General features: G+C 66.8%; 17 protein-coding genes. 7 read left to right on the top strand and 10 right to left on the bottom strand.

Features of this window, described 5'->3' with window-relative positions; all coding sequences use genetic code 11:
* Positions 1–343: 343 nt before the first annotated feature.
* The 3 genes from AK36_RS11115 to AK36_RS30970 all read left to right on the top strand — a co-directional run bounded on the left by AK36_RS11115 (position 344) and on the right by AK36_RS30970 (position 2,694).
* Entirely contained in the window at positions 344–1,555 is a 1,212-nt protein-coding gene (locus tag AK36_RS11115) for a ribonucleotide-diphosphate reductase subunit beta (RefSeq protein ID WP_011883210.1), read from the top strand.
* An 82-nt stretch (positions 1,556–1,637) separates the two neighbouring features.
* Positions 1,638–1,964 (top strand): hypothetical protein, encoded by a 327-nt coding sequence (locus AK36_RS30975; RefSeq protein ID WP_011883211.1) that lies wholly within the window; start codon positions 1,638–1,640, stop codon positions 1,962–1,964.
* A gap of 28 nt (positions 1,965–1,992) precedes the next feature.
* Positions 1,993–2,694 (top strand): histone H1-like DNA-binding protein, encoded by a 702-nt coding sequence (locus AK36_RS30970; protein ID WP_011883212.1) that lies wholly within the window; start codon positions 1,993–1,995, stop codon positions 2,692–2,694.
* A gap of 217 nt (positions 2,695–2,911) precedes the next feature.
* Here the strand turns inward: AK36_RS30970 and AK36_RS11105 are convergent, their stop codons facing one another.
* From AK36_RS11105 to AK36_RS11060, 10 genes are all read right to left on the bottom strand, one after another.
* Positions 2,912–3,385 (bottom strand): outer membrane lipoprotein, encoded by a 474-nt coding sequence (locus AK36_RS11105; protein WP_011883213.1) that lies wholly within the window; start codon positions 3,383–3,385, stop codon positions 2,912–2,914.
* Between the two features lie 19 nt (positions 3,386–3,404).
* A complete protein-coding gene (locus AK36_RS11100) occupies positions 3,405–4,343 on the bottom strand; it encodes a carbohydrate kinase family protein (protein ID WP_011883214.1) in 939 nt (312 codons plus the stop codon).
* A 94-nt stretch (positions 4,344–4,437) separates the two neighbouring features.
* Entirely contained in the window at positions 4,438–4,941 is a 504-nt protein-coding gene (tpx, locus tag AK36_RS11095; RefSeq protein WP_045579408.1) for a thiol peroxidase, read from the bottom strand.
* Between the two features lie 71 nt (positions 4,942–5,012).
* Positions 5,013–6,803 carry a DUF3426 domain-containing protein gene (locus tag AK36_RS11090; RefSeq protein WP_045578544.1) on the bottom strand — a complete coding sequence of 597 codons (1,791 nt, stop codon included), beginning with the start codon at positions 6,801–6,803 and terminating at the stop codon, positions 5,013–5,015.
* Positions 6,804–6,848: 45 nt separating this feature from the next.
* Positions 6,849–7,751, bottom strand: coding sequence for a 50S ribosomal protein L11 methyltransferase (prmA, locus tag AK36_RS11085; RefSeq protein ID WP_011883217.1), 903 nt, complete (start codon positions 7,749–7,751; stop codon positions 6,849–6,851).
* A gap of 2 nt (positions 7,752–7,753) precedes the next feature.
* A complete protein-coding gene (gene accC / locus AK36_RS11080; protein ID WP_011883218.1) occupies positions 7,754–9,121 on the bottom strand; it encodes an acetyl-CoA carboxylase biotin carboxylase subunit in 1,368 nt (455 codons plus the stop codon).
* An 84-nt stretch (positions 9,122–9,205) separates the two neighbouring features.
* A complete protein-coding gene (gene accB, locus AK36_RS11075) occupies positions 9,206–9,679 on the bottom strand; it encodes an acetyl-CoA carboxylase biotin carboxyl carrier protein (RefSeq protein WP_011883219.1) in 474 nt (157 codons plus the stop codon).
* 64 nt (positions 9,680–9,743) lie between these two features.
* Positions 9,744–10,196 (bottom strand): type II 3-dehydroquinate dehydratase, encoded by a 453-nt coding sequence (gene aroQ, locus AK36_RS11070; protein WP_034194178.1) that lies wholly within the window; start codon positions 10,194–10,196, stop codon positions 9,744–9,746.
* Between the two features lie 194 nt (positions 10,197–10,390).
* Positions 10,391–10,972 (bottom strand): TlpA family protein disulfide reductase, encoded by a 582-nt coding sequence (locus AK36_RS11065; protein WP_045578543.1) that lies wholly within the window; start codon positions 10,970–10,972, stop codon positions 10,391–10,393.
* A 7-nt stretch (positions 10,973–10,979) separates the two neighbouring features.
* Positions 10,980–11,624, bottom strand: coding sequence for a UDP-N-acetylmuramate--alanine ligase (locus AK36_RS11060; RefSeq protein WP_014722418.1), 645 nt, complete (start codon positions 11,622–11,624; stop codon positions 10,980–10,982).
* Between the two features lie 222 nt (positions 11,625–11,846).
* On the opposite strand from AK36_RS11060, the gene mpl reads away from it, so the two are divergent.
* The 4 genes from mpl (at position 11,847) to aroE (ending at position 16,851) form a co-directional block, all read left to right on the top strand.
* Positions 11,847–13,232 (top strand): UDP-N-acetylmuramate:L-alanyl-gamma-D-glutamyl-meso-diaminopimelate ligase, encoded by a 1,386-nt coding sequence (mpl, locus tag AK36_RS11055; protein WP_045578542.1) that lies wholly within the window; start codon positions 11,847–11,849, stop codon positions 13,230–13,232.
* Positions 13,229–13,798, top strand: a complete 570-nt coding sequence (locus tag AK36_RS11050) for a YqiA/YcfP family alpha/beta fold hydrolase (protein WP_045578541.1) — start codon at positions 13,229–13,231, stop codon at positions 13,796–13,798. Before mpl ends, AK36_RS11050 begins: the two co-directional genes overlap by 4 nt.
* Before the next feature lie 81 nt (positions 13,799–13,879).
* On the top strand, positions 13,880–15,988 hold the full coding sequence (locus AK36_RS11045; protein WP_011883225.1) for an RNB domain-containing ribonuclease: 2,109 nt from the start codon (positions 13,880–13,882) through the stop codon (positions 15,986–15,988).
* On the top strand, positions 15,985–16,851 hold the full coding sequence (gene aroE, locus AK36_RS11040; protein WP_034194174.1) for a shikimate dehydrogenase: 867 nt from the start codon (positions 15,985–15,987) through the stop codon (positions 16,849–16,851). Before AK36_RS11045 ends, aroE begins: the two co-directional genes overlap by 4 nt.
* Position 16,852: the final 1 nt, after the last annotated feature.

Below are 16,852 nucleotides of genomic sequence, written 5' to 3'. Positions count from 1 at the left end.
AGCAGTTCGGGCGACGCGCACGACAGCCGATCGAGGTTGAAGTGTGCGTCGCTCTCTACTAAAAAAATGATAAGGAATCTGCAACGCGGCACATGCGTTGCAGGCAGCGACAAGCGATCGAAACATCCCCGACGACGTCGCGTTTCGATCAGCGTTCGATGCGTCGAGCGCACCTCGCGATACATGCGCGATACGCGTCGCACTCTGCATGAACGACGATGCGTTGCTCAAAGTGTTGTATCGAGGTCGCAACGCGAATCGAAAAAAGGATTTTTCGTGAGCGAACCCTTTTATCGCTCAGGAAAAGATGGTACAAACCGTTCTAAATTGATGGTGACAATTTATGCTCAACTGGGATGACGAGAAGACTGCCGTAACCCCCGCGAGCGGAGCGCAGCAAAACGCGATGCGCACCTCCGCAGGGATGGCCGTCGGACTGCAGGCTGCAACGCCTGCCGCCCATCAGGTCCGTGACATTTTCGAAGGCGATCTTGCGGTGCCGCCGCAAGCACCGGCTGTTCCCGCCGGCGGTTCGGAAGCGCGGGTCAACGTTGCGGACAAGCGCATCATCAACGGCCAGACTGACGTCAATCAGCTGGTGCCGTTCAAGTACAAGTGGGCGTGGGAAAAGTATCTGGCCGGTTGCGCGAACCACTGGATGCCGCAGGAAATCAACATGTCCCGCGACATCGCACTGTGGAAGGATCCGAACGGTCTGACCGAGGACGAGCGCCGCATCGTCAAGCGCAACCTCGGCTTCTTCGTGACCGCCGATTCGCTCGCTGCGAACAACATCGTGCTCGGCACGTACCGCCACATCACGGCGCCCGAGTGCCGGCAGTTCCTGCTGCGCCAGGCGTTCGAAGAGGCGATCCACACGCACGCGTATCAATACATCGTCGAATCGCTCGGCCTCGATGAAGGCGAGATCTTCAACGCGTACCACGAGGTCGCGTCGATCCGCGCGAAGGACGAGTTCCTGATTCCGTTCATCCATACGCTGACCGACCCGGCCTTCAAGACCGGCACGCTCGAAGCGGATCAGAAGCTGCTGAAGTCGCTGATCGTGTTCGCGTGCATCATGGAAGGCCTGTTCTTCTATGTCGGCTTCACGCAGATCCTCGCGCTCGGCCGCCAGAACAAGATGACGGGTGCTGCGGAGCAATATCAGTACATCCTGCGCGACGAGTCGATGCACTGCAACTTCGGCATCGACCTGATCAACCAGATCAAGCTCGAGAACCCGCATCTGTGGACCGCCGAATTCCGCGCGGAGATCCGCGAGCTGTTCAAGCATGCAGTCGAACTCGAATACCGCTACGCCGAGGACACGATGCCGCGCGGCGTGCTGGGTCTGAACGCGTCGATGTTCAAGAGCTATCTGCGCTTCATCAGCAACCGCCGTTGCCAGCAGATCGGCCTCGATCCGCTGTACCCGAACGAAGAAAACCCGTTCCCGTGGATGAGCGAAATGATCGACCTGAAGAAGGAACGCAACTTCTTCGAGACGCGAGTGATCGAGTATCAGACGGGCGGCGCGCTGTCCTGGGAATAACCCGCAGCAGCGAACCCGTCACATGATGGAGTAGCCGGCGGCCTCTCGGCCCCGGCCCAAGGTTTAGGAGCAAGAACGCCTGATGCAAAGCATGCCCGGTGCCTTAACGGCCCAACGACATCATCGGCACTTTGCGAACCCTTCAGTGGGATGGGCAAACTTCCCTCCGGAAAAAGCGGACGGCCGTGTGGCCGTCAGCTTGATCAAGCGATTAGGGGTAGCGGCGCGGGGTGCGCCGGCTACCGACTTGATTTGGCGCGCGAGGCCATGGGGTCACGCGCGCCATACCGTATTCATTAGCGTAAGCGCGCAGTATCCGCGTACGCCGATGAATAGCCCGCTTCGAAGCGCACGTCCTGAACAGCGTCCGCGGGAAGCGGGTTTTGACGAAGGGTGTAGTTTGAACTGACTCTCATCTGAACCTGAAGGAGAACAACATGGCTACTGCCAAGAAGAAACCGGCTGCCAAGAAGGCTGCTGCTAAGAAGACCGTTGCGAAGAAGGCAGCTGCGCCGGCGAAGAAGGCCGCTGCAGTGAAGAAGGTCGCTGCGAAGAAGGTCGCGGTGAAGAAGGTTGCAGCGAAGAAGGCAGCGCCGGCGAAGAAGGCTGCAGCGAAGAAGGCAGCACCGGCGAAGAAGGCCGCTGCGAAGAAGGTTGCAGCCAAGAAGGTCGCGGTGAAGAAGGTTGCTGCGAAGAAGGCAGCACCGGCGAAGAAGGCCGCTGCGAAGAAGGTTGCAGCCAAGAAGGTCGCAGTGAAGAAGGTTGCTGCGAAGAAGGCCGCACCGGCGAAGAAGGCTGCTGCAAAGAAGGCAGCACCGGCCAAGAAGGCTGCAGCGAAGAAGGCCGCACCGGCGAAGAAGGCTGCTGCGAAGAAGGCAGCGCCGGCCAAGAAGGCTGCGCCTGCGAAGAAGGCTGCCGCACCGAAGGCTGCTGCACCTAAGGCCGCTGCGCCGAAGGCTGCCGCCGCACCGAAGGCTGCTGCTCCGGCGAAGAAGGCCGCTGCTCCGAAGAAGGCCGTCGTGAAGAAGGCCGCGCCGGCAACCACCGCGTCGACCGCATCGGTTGCGCCGGCATCGGGCGTGAAGACGGCGCTCAACCCGGCAGCGGCATGGCCGTTCCCGACGGGCAGCCGTCCGTAATCGCGGCTGACCAGCATCACCCGGACACTCATGTGGTGTCCGCGGGTTGAGTAGCGCTACTCAATCGGTCCCGCCATCTGGCCTGGATGGCGGGATTTTTTTCGCCCGTACGCGGCCGGGCATGGACGTGATGCGCGGAGCGTGGACGAAAAAAAACGCATGTGCGACTTCGCACATGCGTTCGACCGCGGCTTGCGCCGCGTGCTGAGGATGCTCGTTAGTGCGTGACGCGCGTGACGCCGCCGCTCGACAGCAGTCGTACGCGCTCGCCTGCGCGGAAGACTTCGCCGCTGGCTGCTTGCGTGATCGAGCGCAGGTCGCCGTTGTCGAGGCGAACGGTGATTTCGACGCCGTTCGCGGTACTGAGGTTTTCGCCGACCGCGTTGCCCGCCACCGCGCCGACCAGGCCGCCTGCGATCGCCGTCAGGATCGAGCCCTTGCCGCCGCCGATCGCGCTGCCCGCGACCGCGCCGAGTGCGCCGCCGCCGAGCGTGCCGATCGCGCTGCCGCCGCCGTCCGACTGGATGCGCACCGCACGCACGCTTTCGACCGTGCCCATGCGAACCGTCTGTTCGCGCTGCGCCTGGCCGACGCTATAGACGTCGGCCGAACCGGGCGCGGTGAAGCAGCCCGCGAGAGTCAGGGTGGCCGTCAGCATCGCCGCGAGCGTGAGGGTTTTCTTCGTCAACATCTTTGCTCTCCAACAGTATTTATTTGAGACTGTAACCGAAGGCGGCCTCGAAGCGCGCGTCGACATCGGCGCGCGTCAGTGCGTAAGTCTGGGGGCCCTGATGGGCGATCTTGATCGAGCCCATCAGGCTCGCGAGGCGGCCGGTGGTTGCCCAGTCCAGACCGTTCTCGATGCCGTACAGCAGGCCGCCACGGAAGGCGTCGCCGCAACCGGTCGGATCGACGATCCGCTCTGCCTGCACGACCGGAATCTGTTCTTCGCCGTTCTTGTGAAGAATGGTAGCGCCGTGTTCGCCCCGCGTGACGATCAATGCTTGAACCCGGCTGGCGATTTCCTTCTCGGACCACCCCGTCTTGTCACTGACGAGCTTGCCCTCGTAGTCGTTGACCGCGACGAAGGTCGCGAGTTCAATGATGCGGCGCAGCGTCGCACCGTCGAACAGCGGCAGGCCCTGACCCGGATCGAAGATGAACGGGATGCCGGCCTTGGCGAATTGTTCGGCGTGCTGGACCATCCCGTCGAAGCCGTCGGGCGCGACGATGCCGAGCTTCACGCCGGGCACCTCGTCCGCACGGTTCAGATGCGATTCCATCATCGCGCCGGGGTGGAATGCGGTGATCTGATTGTTCTCCAGATCGGTCGTGATCATGGCCTGCGCGGTGTGCGCGTCGGGCACGACCCGCACGTTGGCTTTGGACAGGCCGAGGCTGTCGAGACGCTCGAGATAGCGGTCCGCGTCGTTGGCGCCGACCGTCGCCATGATGCGTGCGTCGCCGCCGAGCAGGTGCAGCGCGTACGCGATGTTCCCCGCGCAACCGCCGAATTCGCGACGCATCGTCGGCACGAGGAAGCTCACGTTCAGCAGGTGAACCTGGTCGGGCAGGATGTGCTCGCGGAACCGACCTTCGAAGGTCATGATGTTGTCGTAGGCGAGCGAGCCGCAAATCAGCGTAGTCAAGGCGTGGGTTCCTGTAGAGGGCAAAGGGAAAGCGGCCGGCCCGGCGGCCGCGGCGAGCCCGTCGGGCTGCGCGCGGCGGCCGGGCGGCTGCGGATTACTTCAGTGCGGCGAGTGCTGCGTCGTAGTTCGGCTCGTCCTTGATTTCGCCGACGAGTTGCGCGTGGATCACCTTGTCCTGCGCGTCGAGCACGACGACCGCGCGGGCCGTCAGGCCGTTCAGCGGGCCGCTCGTGACGTCGACGCCGTACGCGTTCGCGAACGCGCGGCCGCCGCGGAAGGTGGACGCCGTCACGACGTTCGCGAGGCCTTCGGTCGTGCAGAAGCGCGTGGCCGCGAACGGCAGGTCGCCGGACACGACGATCACGACCGTGTTGTCGAGCGACGACGCGGCTTCGTTGAACTTGCGCGTCGACGTCGCGCAGGTCGGCGTGTCGAGGCTCGGCACGATGTTCAGCACCTTGCGCTTGCCGGCGAAGCTGGCGAGCGTCAGATCGGCGAGGTCCTTGCCGACCAGCTTGAAGTCGGGGGCTTGCGAGCCGACGGCCGGGAACGTGCCGGCGATATCGATCGGGTTGCCACCCAGCGTAACTTTGCTCATGTTCGTGCTCCGAAATAGCGCGCCGGTGCGGCGCGCGGGTTGAGACGGCGCGCATGCGCGCGCGCGATGCGTCACGGATAGAAGATCTGGACGCGGAAATTCGATGCGCTCGCGCCGTTCGTGTCGAGCCGCACGACCATCGTCTGCGTCGTGCCGGGCGGTAGCCCTGCGTCGATCGGCGTGCCCGGGCGGACGTAGTCGCGCGGCGCGAGCACGCGGCGCACGGTGACGTGATTGGTGTCGTCGAGCAGCGTCAGCTCGAGCGACGGGTATGCGAGCGCGACGCGATAGCGGTTCGTCAGCGGCGCCTTCAGCTCGAGCACGCGCGGCCCGTCGAGCTGGCGCAGGTCGGTCGCGTTGAGCCGCAGCCCGTCGATCGCGCGCGGCGGCGTGACCTTGCAGCCGAGCGCCGCGCACGCCTGACGGTACCAGCTCTGCGTGACCGGCCAGTAGATCATCACGGATTCGCGCTGCCACCACGCCAGCTGCGCGAACAGCAGCACGCCGAGCGTGGCCGCGACGACGCCGCCGAAAAAACCGGCGAGCATGCCGCGTCGTTGCGGCGCGCGGGTCTCGCGCGTCACCTCGAAGTGGGGGCGGTCGTCTTCGGTGAGTGCGGCGGGGAACGGGACGGCCGGTTGGGCGGGTGGCTTTGCCGCCGATTGGGCGTCGTCGGGCGCGTTTGCAGGTTCGCCCGCGGCCGCGACGCCACGCTCGGCAGCGTGGCTGGCGTCGGGCGCTGCGTCGGACGGCGCCGGCGTAAAGGCGAACCGCGGTTCGCGGGGAACGTCGTCGGGTTCCGGAAAGTGCGTGTGCGTGTGCGCGTCCGCGTTTGCGGGCGCGGTCGGGTCGACGGGATCGGCGCCCGCTTGCTCGATCGATTGCGCAGGTGCGATGAAGCGCGGTTCGCGTGGGTCGGTTTCTGCGGCTGGCAGGGTAGACGCGTCGGTGTCGTGCGGTGCCGCAGCCGGTTCGGCCGGCCATGCGGCCGCTTCGACGACGCGGCGTTCGGCAGCATCCGTCGAAATCGGCGCGGGCGTGCCGGTCTGGCGAACGGTGCCGGCGTCCGTGGTTTCTTGCCGCGTCACCGGCACGAGCGGTTCGGCGCGAATGGTGTGCGCGTTGTGCAGCAGCGACGGATCGACGCCGGCGTCGAGCCACGGCGCCCACATGTCCCAGCCCGCAGGCCTGAAGTTGCCATCCGTCGCCGCGTGCGCCGGCAGGTCGGCGGTGAAGAGCCGCGCCGGTGAGGTCGGGGAGGGCGTGTCGCTGACGGCGTCGGCCGGTGTTGCTTCGTCCAGCGCTGGTGCGGTGGGCGTTGGTTCGGGCGGTGCTGAGTCGACCGGTGCCGACGCGGCTGGCGTTGATGCGGACTGCGGTGCTTCGAGCGGGGCCGTATCGACCGGCGTTGCTCCAACCGGAGCTGATTCGACGGGCACCGCTTCAATCGGTGCCGCTTCAACCTGCGCTGATTCGACTGGCGTTGCTTCAATCGGCGCCGCTTCGACCGGTGCTGCTTCGGCCGGCGCTGCTTCGGCCGGCGCTGCTTCGGCCGGCGCTGCTTCAATCGGAGCTGATTCGACCGGTGTTGCTTCAACCTGCGCTGCTTCGGCCGGCGCTGCCTCAACCGGCGTTGCTTCGATCGGTGTTGCTTCACCCGGAGCCGCTTCAACCGGACTCGTTCCAACCGAAGCCGTTCCACCCGCCGCTTCCCTCACCGTCGGCTCGGGAACGAGCGAGCGCGTCGCGTCGAACACCTGCCGGCAGTGTCCGCAGCGCACCAGCCCGTCATGCAGCGTCAGCTGCTCCTGCTGCAGCCGGAAGACGGTTTCGCAATGAGGGCAGCGCGTCGCAAGAAGCATGTCGAGCCGGGCGGCCTGCTGGCCAGAGTGAAGGACAGCGCTATTCTAATGGCTTTCCCGCCGCGTTCCGGCGAGGCAAACCCAACCTTCGTGCTCGCGCCATACCGAGATGTCGACGTAGCGCGCGTACACCGCCGCGACTTCGTCCGCCTGGCGCGCGAGCACGCCCGACAGCGCGATGCGGCCGCCCGGCTTCACCTTCGACGCCAGCATCGATGCCATCAGCTTCAACGGATTCGACAGAATGTTCGCGACGACGATGTCGAATTCCCCGTCCGGGCACGCGTCGGGTAGCCCGTACGTGACGTCCGCATGGTTGCGTTCGCTGTTCTGCCGCGCCGATTCGACCGCCTGCGGATCGATGTCGATGCCGATCACCGGGTCCGCGCCGCACTTGCGCGCGAGGATCGCGAGGATGCCCGAGCCGCAACCGTAGTCGAGCACCGACTGGCCGGGCTTCACCGTCTGCTCGAGCCATTCCATGCACAGGCGCGTGGTCGGGTGGCTGCCGGTGCCGAACGCGAGGCCCGGATCGAGCTCGAGGATCAGCGCATCCGGATCGGGCGCATCGTGCCACGACGGCACGACCCAGATCCGTTCGCCGATCGGGATCGGCTCGAACTGCGACTGCGTGAGCCGCACCCAGTCCTGCTCCTCGACTTCACGCACGTCGAACTTCGGCGTATCGGCAATGCCGATCTCGTTCGCGGCCGCCGCGAGCAGCACGGCCGGTTCGAGATCGGGCGACAGCAGCGCGACCACGCGCGAGTGCTGCCACGCGGTGCGCTCCGGAACCAGGCCGGGCTCGCCGAAGAGCGGCTGCTCGTCGGGCGTGTCGGCGTCGGCGTCCTCGACGGACACCGACAGCGCGCCGAGGTCGAGCAGTGCGTCGGACAACGCCTCCGCATGCTCGCGGGCCAGTTCGACGACGAGTTCGCGATAGCTCATGCTTACGCTTCTTCCGGTGCGACCTGCTGCTTCTGCGCGAGCCGGTGTTCGAGGTAGTGGATGCTGGTGCCGCCTTCGACGAACTTCGAATCGATCATCAACTCGCGGTGCAGCGGGATGTTGGTCTGGATGCCTTCGACGACCATTTCCGACAGCGCGATCCGCATCCGGCGGATCGCCTGGTCGCGCGTCGCGCCGTAGGTGATCAGCTTGCCGATCATCGAGTCGTAGTTCGGCGGCACGAAATAGCCGTTGTACGCATGCGAGTCGACGCGCACGCCCGGCCCGCCCGGCGTATGCCACGACGTGATGCGGCCCGGCGACGGCGTGAACTTGAACGGATCTTCAGCGTTGATCCGGCATTCGATCGCATGTCCGCGGAACTGCACGTCGCGCTGGCGCAGCGCCATCTTCTCGCCGGCCGCGATGCGGATCTGTTCCTGCACGATGTCGACGCCGGTGATCAGCTCCGATACCGGATGCTCGACCTGCACGCGCGTGTTCATCTCGATGAAGTAGAACTCGTTGTTTTCGTACAGGAATTCGAACGTGCCGGCGCCGAGATAGCCCATCTTCTTGCAAGCGTCCGCGCAGCGGTCGCCGATGCGGTCGATCAGGCGGCGCGGAATGCCCGGCGCCGGCGCTTCCTCGATCACCTTCTGGTGACGGCGCTGCATCGAGCAATCGCGCTCGCCGAGCCAAATCGCGTTCTTGTGCGCATCCGACAGCACCTGGATCTCGATGTGGCGCGGGTTCTCGAGGAACTTCTCCATGTACACCTGCGGGTTGCCGAACGCACGGCCGGCCTCCTCGCGGGTCATGTTGACCGCGTTCACGAGCGCGGCCTCGGTGTGCACGACGCGCATGCCGCGTCCGCCGCCGCCGCCGGCCGCCTTGATGATGACCGGATAGCCGATTGCGCGCGCAATCTTCACGATCTCCTTCGGATCGTCCGGCAACGCGCCTTCCGAGCCCGGCACGCACGGCACGCCGGTCTTGATCATCGTCTGCTTTGCCGTGACCTTGTCGCCCATCAGGCGGATCGTGTCCGGGCGCGGGCCGATGAACGTGAAGCCCGACTGCTCGACGCGTTCGGCGAAATCGGCGTTTTCCGACAGGAAGCCGTAGCCGGGGTGGATCGCTTCGGCGTCGGTGACTTCCGCGGCGCTGATCAGCGCCGGCATGTTCAGGTAGCTGAGGTTCGACGGGGCCGGGCCGATACAGACGGCTTCGTCCGCGAGGCGCACGTACTTGGCTTCCTTGTCGGCTTCCGAGTAGACGACTACCGTCTTGACGCCGAGCTCGCGGCACGCGCGCTGAATGCGCAGCGCGATTTCACCGCGGTTGGCAATGAGGATTTTTTCAAACATAGCGAGTATTCGTCTCTTCGAGGGGCGCGCGAACGGCGCCTGGAGAGCATCGGCGGCGCGCGGCCGGACGGCCGCGCGGCGGGCTTAGCCGATCACGAAAAGCGGCTGGCCGTATTCGACGGCCTGGCCGTTCTCGACGAGGATTTCCTTGATCACGCCGGCCTTGTCCGACTCGATCTCGTTCAGCAGCTTCATCGCTTCGATGATGCACAGCGTCTGGCCTTCCTTGACCGTGTCGCCGACCTGCGCGAACGGATCCGCGCCCGGCGACGGCGCGCGATAGAACGTACCGACCATCGGCGACGTCACGACGTGGCCTTGCGGCACGGCGGGCGCCGCGGCGCCTGCGGCCGGTGCGGCTGCCGCACCTTCGGCCGGCAGCGCGACCGACGGGGCCGGGGCGCTGACCTGCGGGGCAAATCCGCCCGTCGGCTGGACATAGACCGGCGGCGCGTTCTTGACGATACGCACCTTGCCTTCGCCTTCCGTCACTTCCAGCTCGGAGATGCCGGATTCGGAGACGAGGTCGATCAGAGTTTTCAGCTTACGAAGATCCATCGGGAGTTCCCCTTTCAATACGTGAAAGCGCCGGTCAGACCGGCGCTGAATCTAGATCGCGAAATCAGCCGCGCGACGCGCCTTGCAGCTTGTCGAGCGCGTATTCGAGCGCGTACAGATAACCTTTCCAGCCGAGCCCGCAGATCACGCCTTCGGCCTGGTCGGAAAAGTAGGAGTGGTGCCTGAACGCTTCGCGGCGGTGCACGTTCGACAAATGAATTTCGACGAACGGGATGCCAACGCCGGCGATCGCGTCCCGGATCGCGACGCTCGTATGCGTGTACGCGGCCGGATTGATCAGGATGAAATCGGTCTGTTCCTCCCGCGCGGCCTGGATGCGGTCGACGAGCGCGCCTTCGTGGTTGCTCTGGAACGACGACAGTTCGGCGCCGGCAGCCTGCGCCCGCGCGGCAAGCGCCTGATCGATCTGCGCGAGCGTGACGCGGCCGTACACCTCCGGTTCCCGGGTGCCGAGAAGGTTCAGGTTGGGGCCGTGCAGCACCAGCAATCGTGTCATGGTCGCTTCTATTTCTGCGGAATTGCGCGAACTTTAGCGCTATTTAGAGAAATTTGTCTAGTTTTGCCGAACGGCCAACGGCGCCGGGCCTGCAAGAATTACCGGGAGCTAAGCGAAGTATTCGCGAATTCCGGTGAAACTGCGGCGATCGACCTGCAAAACACCGCGAACGTGCGGGCGCCCATTCGCGCATGTCACAACGCGTCGAGGGTCTTTTTGAGCTCGGCGGGCTGGATTTGCCCCAATTTTGTTTCGCGGATCTTGCCCGTTTGGTCGATGACCACAGTGAACGGCAGCGCACCAGCCGTATTGCCGAAATTACGCGCCAGATCGGCACCTGCATATCCGCTGACGAATACCGGATAGTCGACCTTCACCTTCTGCAGGAAGTTCTTCACGTTCTGGTCGGAGTCGACGCCGATGCCGATGAAGCGGATGCCTTTCTCCTTATATTGATGCGACAGCGCGACGAGTTCCGGCATCTCCTGGACGCACGGGCCGCACCACGATGCCCAGAAATTCACCACGACCTTCTGGCCCTTGAACGACGCGAGCGTCGCCGGCTTGCCGTCTACATCGGTCAGCGCCGCGGCCCACAGCTGCTCGACCGGGCTGCCGGACGGAGCCGGCGCGGCCGATGAGCCCGATGTGGCCGATGTGGCGGCCGCCACACCGTCGTCGGCGCTGCCGCCGCGGAACCAATGGCCGGCGGCGAGCCCGCCGCCGATCGCCGCGGCCGCGACGAGCGCCACCGCCAACATGCGTTTCATCATCATCGTGGAATCATTCCGGTTCGGAAGGCGCGTCGCCGGCTTCGAGCAGCGCGCGCAACGCGGCGGCGTCGGCCCGCGCGACGCGCCCGCGCGCGTCGGCCTTGACCGCGCCGCGCAGATCGTCGCTCGCATAGAGCGCGACGTGCACGCCGATGGCGTCCATGTCGCGCCGCGGGCGCCACAGGAAGCTGAGCGTCTCGACGTCGGCGCGACCGGCGAAATGCCGGGTCTCGGACACGTCGTACTGAACGTTCTGGTTCAGCAGGTAGATGGCGACGTCCTTCGGGTTGTCGGTGAATATCTGCAAATGGATGTCCGAATGCGCGTTCGCGGTGCCGTTCAGCACCGCGCCCGTCACGTACGGATTGAATTCGGCGAGCCGGCGCATCCAGTCGAGCGCCGCTTCGCGCAGCCGGCGCAGCTCGTCGGGCTGCGTATCGCTCTGGAACAACGCGATGTATTCGCGCAGTTCTTCTTCGATCAGGTCGTTATCGGGCAGCCATTCGCCCGCTACGCGCGTATCGCCGAACAGCTGGCGGGCGGCCTTGCGCTTCGCGCTGGCGTAATCGAGGCCGTCCTCCGCGATCAGGCGGGCGGCGGACTGGGCGATTTCCTCGCGGGCACGCCGCGGATCGACAAGAGGTTTGCGAGACATGATCCGGCAATCATACTCGATCGCCGCCGCGGCAGACCGCGGTGCGGCTGCGTGCCGCCCGCCGCGCCGGACGGCCTCGCGCGCCGTCGTTCGGCCCGGGCCGTCAGTTACAATGACGATCTTTGTGGCGCGGCGAAAGCGCTGGCCCGGACGGCGCGTCCGGCATGCCGCACACGTCCCTTTCCGAATCGACGGCGCCCGGCGGCGCGAAAGCATTCATCTATGCACATCCACATTCTTGGCATCTGCGGCACCTTCATGGGCGGTCTCGCCGTGCTCGCGCGCGAGGCGGGCCACACGGTGACGGGTTGCGACGCGGGCGTCTATCCGCCGATGAGCACGCAGCTCGAGGCGCAGGGCATCACGCTGATCGAAGGCTACGGCGCCGAGCAGATCGACCTCAAACCCGACCTGTTCGTGATCGGCAACGTCGTCACGCGCGGCAATCCGCTGATGGAGGCGATCCTCGATCGCGGCCTGCCTTACGTGTCCGGCCCGCAATGGCTCGGCGAACACGTGCTGGCCGGCAAATGGGTGCTCGCGGTCGCGGGCACGCACGGCAAGACGACCACCTCGTCGATGCTCGCGTGGCTGCTGGAAGACGCCGGCCTGAATCCGGGCTTCCTGATCGGCGGCGTGCCGCTGAACTTCGGCGTGTCGGCGCGGCTGACCGATTCGAGCTTCTTCGTGATCGAAGCCGACGAATACGATACGGCGTTCTTCGACAAGCGCTCGAAGTTCGTCCACTACCGGCCGCGCACGGCCGTCCTGAACAATCTCGAATACGATCACGCCGACATCTTCCCGGATCTCGCCGCGATCGAAACGCAATTCCACCATCTCGTGCGCACGGTGCCGCGGGTCGGCCGGATCGTCACGAACGGCCGTTCCGACGCGCTGGAGCGCGTGCTGGCGCGCGGCTGCTGGAGCGAAGTCGAGCGTTTCGGCGTCGACGGCGGCTGGCAGGCGCTGCCGGCCGAGGACGGCGTGCCGGTGGACGAGCGCTTCGCGGTGTATTCGCAGGCCCAGCGCGTCGGCGAAGTCGCGTGGCAGGTGCAGGGCGACCACAACCGGATGAACGCGCTGGCCGCGATCGCGGCCGCGCGCCATGTCGGCGTGCCGCCCGCGCAGGCGGCCGCCTCGCTCGCATCGTTCCGTAACGTGAAGCGGCGCATGGAAGTGCGCGGCAGCGTCGACGGCGTGACCGTCTACGACGACTTCGCGCACCATCCGACCGCGATCGAAACCACGATCGCCGGCCTTCGTGCGCGCATCGGCCGAGAACATTCCCGCATCCTCGCGGTGCTGGAGCCGCGTTCGAACACGATGAAGCTCGGCGTGATGAAGGCGCAGCTGCCGGCCAGCCTCGCCGATGCCGACCTCGTGTTCGGCTACGGCGCGCCGAGCGGGCGCGACGCGCTCGGCTGGAACCTCGGCGACGCACTGGCGCCGCTCGGTGCGAAGGCGCACGCGTTCGACGACCTGCATCTGTTGGTGAAGGCCGTCGCCGCCGCCGCCCGCCCGGGCGACCACGTGCTGGTGATGAGCAACGGCGGCTTCGGCGGCGTGCACCAGCAGCTGCTCGACGCGCTCGGGAGCCGCGCGTGATCCTGTACCTGCACGGCTTCCGCTCGTCGCCGGAGTCGCAGAAGTCGCGGCTGCTGGCCGCGCGCATGGCGGCGCTGGGCCGCACGGCGGAGTGGCGCTGTCCGTCGCTGGCGGTGTCGCCGCTCGAGGCGATCGCCGTCGCCGAGGCCGCGGTGGCCGGCGCGCAGGACGTGACGGTGATCGGCAGCTCGCTCGGCGGCTACTACGCGACCTGGCTCGCCGAACGGCACGGCTGGAAGGCGGTGCTGCTGAACCCGGCGATCGTCCCGCAACGCGATCTCGAACAGTATCTCGGCGAGCAGCCGTTGTGGCACGGCGGCGGGTCGATCGTCGTCGAGCGCCGCCATCTGCAGGAGCTCGACGCGCTGCGCGTGCCGGCGATTTCGCGGCCCGAACGCTACTATCTGTTCGCGGCGACCGGCGACGAAGTGCTCGACTACCGCGAGATGCTCGCCCATTACCCGGGCGCGAAAACCCGCGTGATCGAAGGCAGCGATCACGGGATCAGCGAATTTGCCGACTACGTCGACGACGTTCTCGCCTTTTGCGATCAAAAAACGTCTTGAATCCGGCGTCATGCCGATCGAATTTCCATCATCATCCGGCGCCGCCGATGCGGCGCCCGGCAGTCTGAACGAGAGTACTGAGTGAACGTTTTCTTCGAGGAATCGGGCAGTTTCAAGGCGGGCAGCGTGCTGTCGCGCCAGGGCGACGCGTTTCAGGTCGAGTTGCCCGGCGGGCGGCGCGCGAAGGTGCGCGCAAAGGACGTGCTGATCGAGTTCGAGAAGCCGGCCGCGAGCGAGCTGATGCAGGAAGCCGACACGGCCGCGCAGCAGATCGACCTCGACTTCCTGTGGGAATGCGCGCCGGCGGAGGAATTCGCCTATACGACGCTGGCCGCCGAATACTTCGGCGCGGGCTACGGCCCGGTCGAGCGCGCGGCGCTGGTGCTACGGCTGCACGGCTCGCCCGTGTACTTCCGCCGCAAAGGCCGCGGCCAATATCAGCGCGCGCCGGAAGAGCAGCTGAAGATGGCGCTCGCGTCGCTCGAGCGCAAGCGCCAGCAGGCGCTGGTGCAGGCGCAGTACGAAGAGGAGCTGAAGGAAGGCAAGCTGCCGCAAGCGTTCGCCGGCAAGGTGCTCGCGCTGCTGACGCGACCGGACAAGAATTCGATCGAATACAAGGCGCTCGAGGCGGCGGCCGGGGCGCGCGGCGTGTCGCCCGCGCGGCTGATGCTCGACTGCGGCGGCATCGAGTCCGCCCGCGCGCTGCACGAGGCGCGCTTTCTCGCCGAGTTCTTCCCGCACGGCACGGGCTTTCCGCCCGTCGCGGTCGGCCCGCTGCCGGACGACCTGCCGCGCGCGGACGTCAACGCGTTCTCGATCGACGACATCACGACGACCGAAATCGACGACGCGTTCTCGGTCGAGCATCTGGCAGACGGCCGCGTGCGGATCGGCGTACACATCGCGGCGCCGGCGCTGGGCATCGTGCGCGGCGACGCGGTCGACGCGATCGCGCGCGCGCGTCTGTCGACGGTCTACATGCCGGGCGACAAGATCACGATGCTGCCGGACGACGTGGTCGACGTCTTCACGCTAAAGGAGGGCGACTACCGCCCGGCGCTGTCGTTGTACATCATCGTCGATCGCGATACGCAGGAGATCGTCGCGAACGAGACGCGCGCCGAGCTCGTGTACGTGAAGAACAACCTGCGCCACAACACGCTCGACGAGCTGGTCAACGAGGAGACGCTCGCGGCCGGCACCGGCGATTACCCGCACAAGGACGACATCGCGGTGCTGTGGCCGCTCGCGCAGGCGCTGTTCGAGAAGCGCCAGGTCGCGCGCGCGGGCTACGGCCTGAAGCGCGAGGTGCAGCGCAATACCGACTACAACTTCTACGTCGAAGGCGAGCACGTGACGATCACGCCGCGCCGCCGCGGCTCGCCGCTCGACCTGATCGTGTCGGAGCTGGCGATCCTCGCGAACTCGACCTGGGGCGCGTTCCTGCACGATCACACGGTGCCGGGCATCTACCGCTCGCAGCGCGGCTTCGGCGCGCCGGGCCCGAAGCGCACGCGGATGCAGACGACGGCCGCGCCGCACGAAGGGCTCGGCGTCGCGCAGTATGCGTGGAGCACGTCGCCGCTGCGCCGCTACGTCGACCTCGTGAACCAGTGGCAGCTGCTCGCCTGCGTGCAGCACGGCGTCACCGCGAAGCTCGCCGCGCCGTTCAAGCCGAAGGACGCCGACCTGTACGCGGTCGTGCAGGGCTTCGACGACACCTATAGCGCCTACGCCGACTACCAGCGCCGGATGGAATACTTCTGGTGCCTGCGCTGGCTCGCGCAGGAGCAGAAGAAGCAGGTAGTCGCGAGCGTCGTGAAGGGCGATCTCGTGCGCCTCGAGGAAATTCCGCTGCTGCTGCACGTGCCGGGGCTGGGCGTGCATGCGCGCGGCACGCGCGTGCTGCTCGAGGTGATGTCGCTCGACGAGCTGACGATCGAGGCGTCGGTGCGGCCGCTGAGCGTGCTCGACGCGCCGACCGTGACGAGCGGCGATGGGGCCGACGAAGAAGACGACGCCGAAGGCGAAGGCGGCGACGACACGCTGGTCGACGCGCAGGATGCGTCGGCGGAATCGGAAGCCGAGGCGCTGGCCGAATCGGACGGCGCCGTGGCCGAAGGCGGCGACGCCGCAACCGGCGGCGAGCACGAAAGCGAGCCGGAAAGCGCACCGGGACGCGCATCATGAGCGCGACGGCGTCGACGAGCGGGGCAGACCGCTACGTGGTGTTCGGCAACCCGGTGGCGCACAGCAAGTCGCCGTTCATCCACGCGCAGTTCGCCGCGCAGACGGGCCAGGCGCTCGTCTACGAACACCGGCTCGCGCCGGTCGACGGCTTCGAGGCGGCGGTGCGCGCGTTCGTCGCCGAAGGCGGCCGCGGCGCGAACGTGACGGTGCCGTTCAAGCTCGACGCGCATGCGCTCGCCGACACGCTGTCGCCGCGCGCGGCAGCCGCGGGCGCCGTGAACACGCTGCGCATCGATGCCGATGGCCGGATTTTCGGCGACAACACCGACGGCGTCGGCCTCGTGCGCGACATCGAGTCGAATCTCGGCGTGTCGCTCGCCGGCGCGCGCATCCTGCTGCTGGGCGCCGGCGGCGCCGCGCGCGGCGTCGTGCTGCCGCTGCTCGAGCGCGCGCCGCTGTCGATCACGATCGTCAATCGCACCGCGAGCAAGGCCGAGGCGCTGGTCGGCCAGTTCGCGCAGGCCGCGCACGACGCGGGCTGCGTGCTGTCGGGCGGCGGGCCGGACGTCGTGCGCGCCGAACCGTACGACGTGATCGTCAACGCGACGGCCGGCAGCCTCGACGCGGCGCTGCCGGCGTGCGACCCGGCCGCGTTCGGGCCGCACACGCTCGCGTACGACATGATGTACGGCGCGCAGCCGACGGTGTTCATGCAGCACGCGGCGTCGCTCGGCGCGCGCACGGCCGACGGGCTCGGGATGCTGGTCGAGCAGGCCGCCGAATCGTTCTACATCTGGCGCGGCGTGCGGCCGGACGGCGCGCCGGTGCTGGCCGCGCTGCGCCAGGCGCTCGCGGCGGGCTGAA

Source organism: Burkholderia vietnamiensis LMG 10929 (genome assembly GCF_000959445.1).
GTDB classification, from domain to species: Bacteria; Pseudomonadota; Gammaproteobacteria; order Burkholderiales; family Burkholderiaceae; genus Burkholderia; species Burkholderia vietnamiensis.
The sequence above is the reverse complement of the archived record's forward strand: the minus strand, read 5'-3'. Positions and strand labels throughout refer to the sequence as shown.

Excerpts from the sequence above, each read along its gene's own strand:
- accB (WP_011883219.1), bottom strand. The coding sequence starts at position 9,679 with ATGGATCTTCGTAAGCTGAAAACTCTGATCGACCTCGTCTCCGAATCC.
- aroE (WP_034194174.1), top strand. The coding sequence starts at position 15,985 with ATGAGCGCGACGGCGTCGACGAGCGGGGCAGACCGCTACGTGGTGTTC.
- AK36_RS30975 (WP_011883211.1), top strand. The coding sequence starts at position 1,638 with ATGCAAAGCATGCCCGGTGCCTTAACGGCCCAACGACATCATCGGCAC.
- AK36_RS30970 (WP_011883212.1), top strand. The coding sequence starts at position 1,993 with ATGGCTACTGCCAAGAAGAAACCGGCTGCCAAGAAGGCTGCTGCTAAG.
- AK36_RS11065 (WP_045578543.1), bottom strand. The coding sequence starts at position 10,972 with ATGATGATGAAACGCATGTTGGCGGTGGCGCTCGTCGCGGCCGCGGCG.
- prmA (WP_011883217.1), bottom strand. The coding sequence starts at position 7,751 with ATGAGCTATCGCGAACTCGTCGTCGAACTGGCCCGCGAGCATGCGGAG.
- AK36_RS11090 (WP_045578544.1), bottom strand. The coding sequence starts at position 6,803 with ATGCTTCTTGCGACGCGCTGCCCTCATTGCGAAACCGTCTTCCGGCTG.
- mpl (WP_045578542.1), top strand. The coding sequence starts at position 11,847 with ATGCACATCCACATTCTTGGCATCTGCGGCACCTTCATGGGCGGTCTC.
- AK36_RS11105 (WP_011883213.1), bottom strand. The coding sequence starts at position 3,385 with ATGTTGACGAAGAAAACCCTCACGCTCGCGGCGATGCTGACGGCCACC.
- tpx (WP_045579408.1), bottom strand. The coding sequence starts at position 4,941 with ATGAGCAAAGTTACGCTGGGTGGCAACCCGATCGATATCGCCGGCACG.
- accC (WP_011883218.1), bottom strand. The coding sequence starts at position 9,121 with ATGTTTGAAAAAATCCTCATTGCCAACCGCGGTGAAATCGCGCTGCGC.
- AK36_RS11060 (WP_014722418.1), bottom strand. The coding sequence starts at position 11,624 with ATGTCTCGCAAACCTCTTGTCGATCCGCGGCGTGCCCGCGAGGAAATC.
- aroQ (WP_034194178.1), bottom strand. The coding sequence starts at position 10,196 with ATGACACGATTGCTGGTGCTGCACGGCCCCAACCTGAACCTTCTCGGC.
- AK36_RS11115 (WP_011883210.1), top strand. The coding sequence starts at position 344 with ATGCTCAACTGGGATGACGAGAAGACTGCCGTAACCCCCGCGAGCGGA.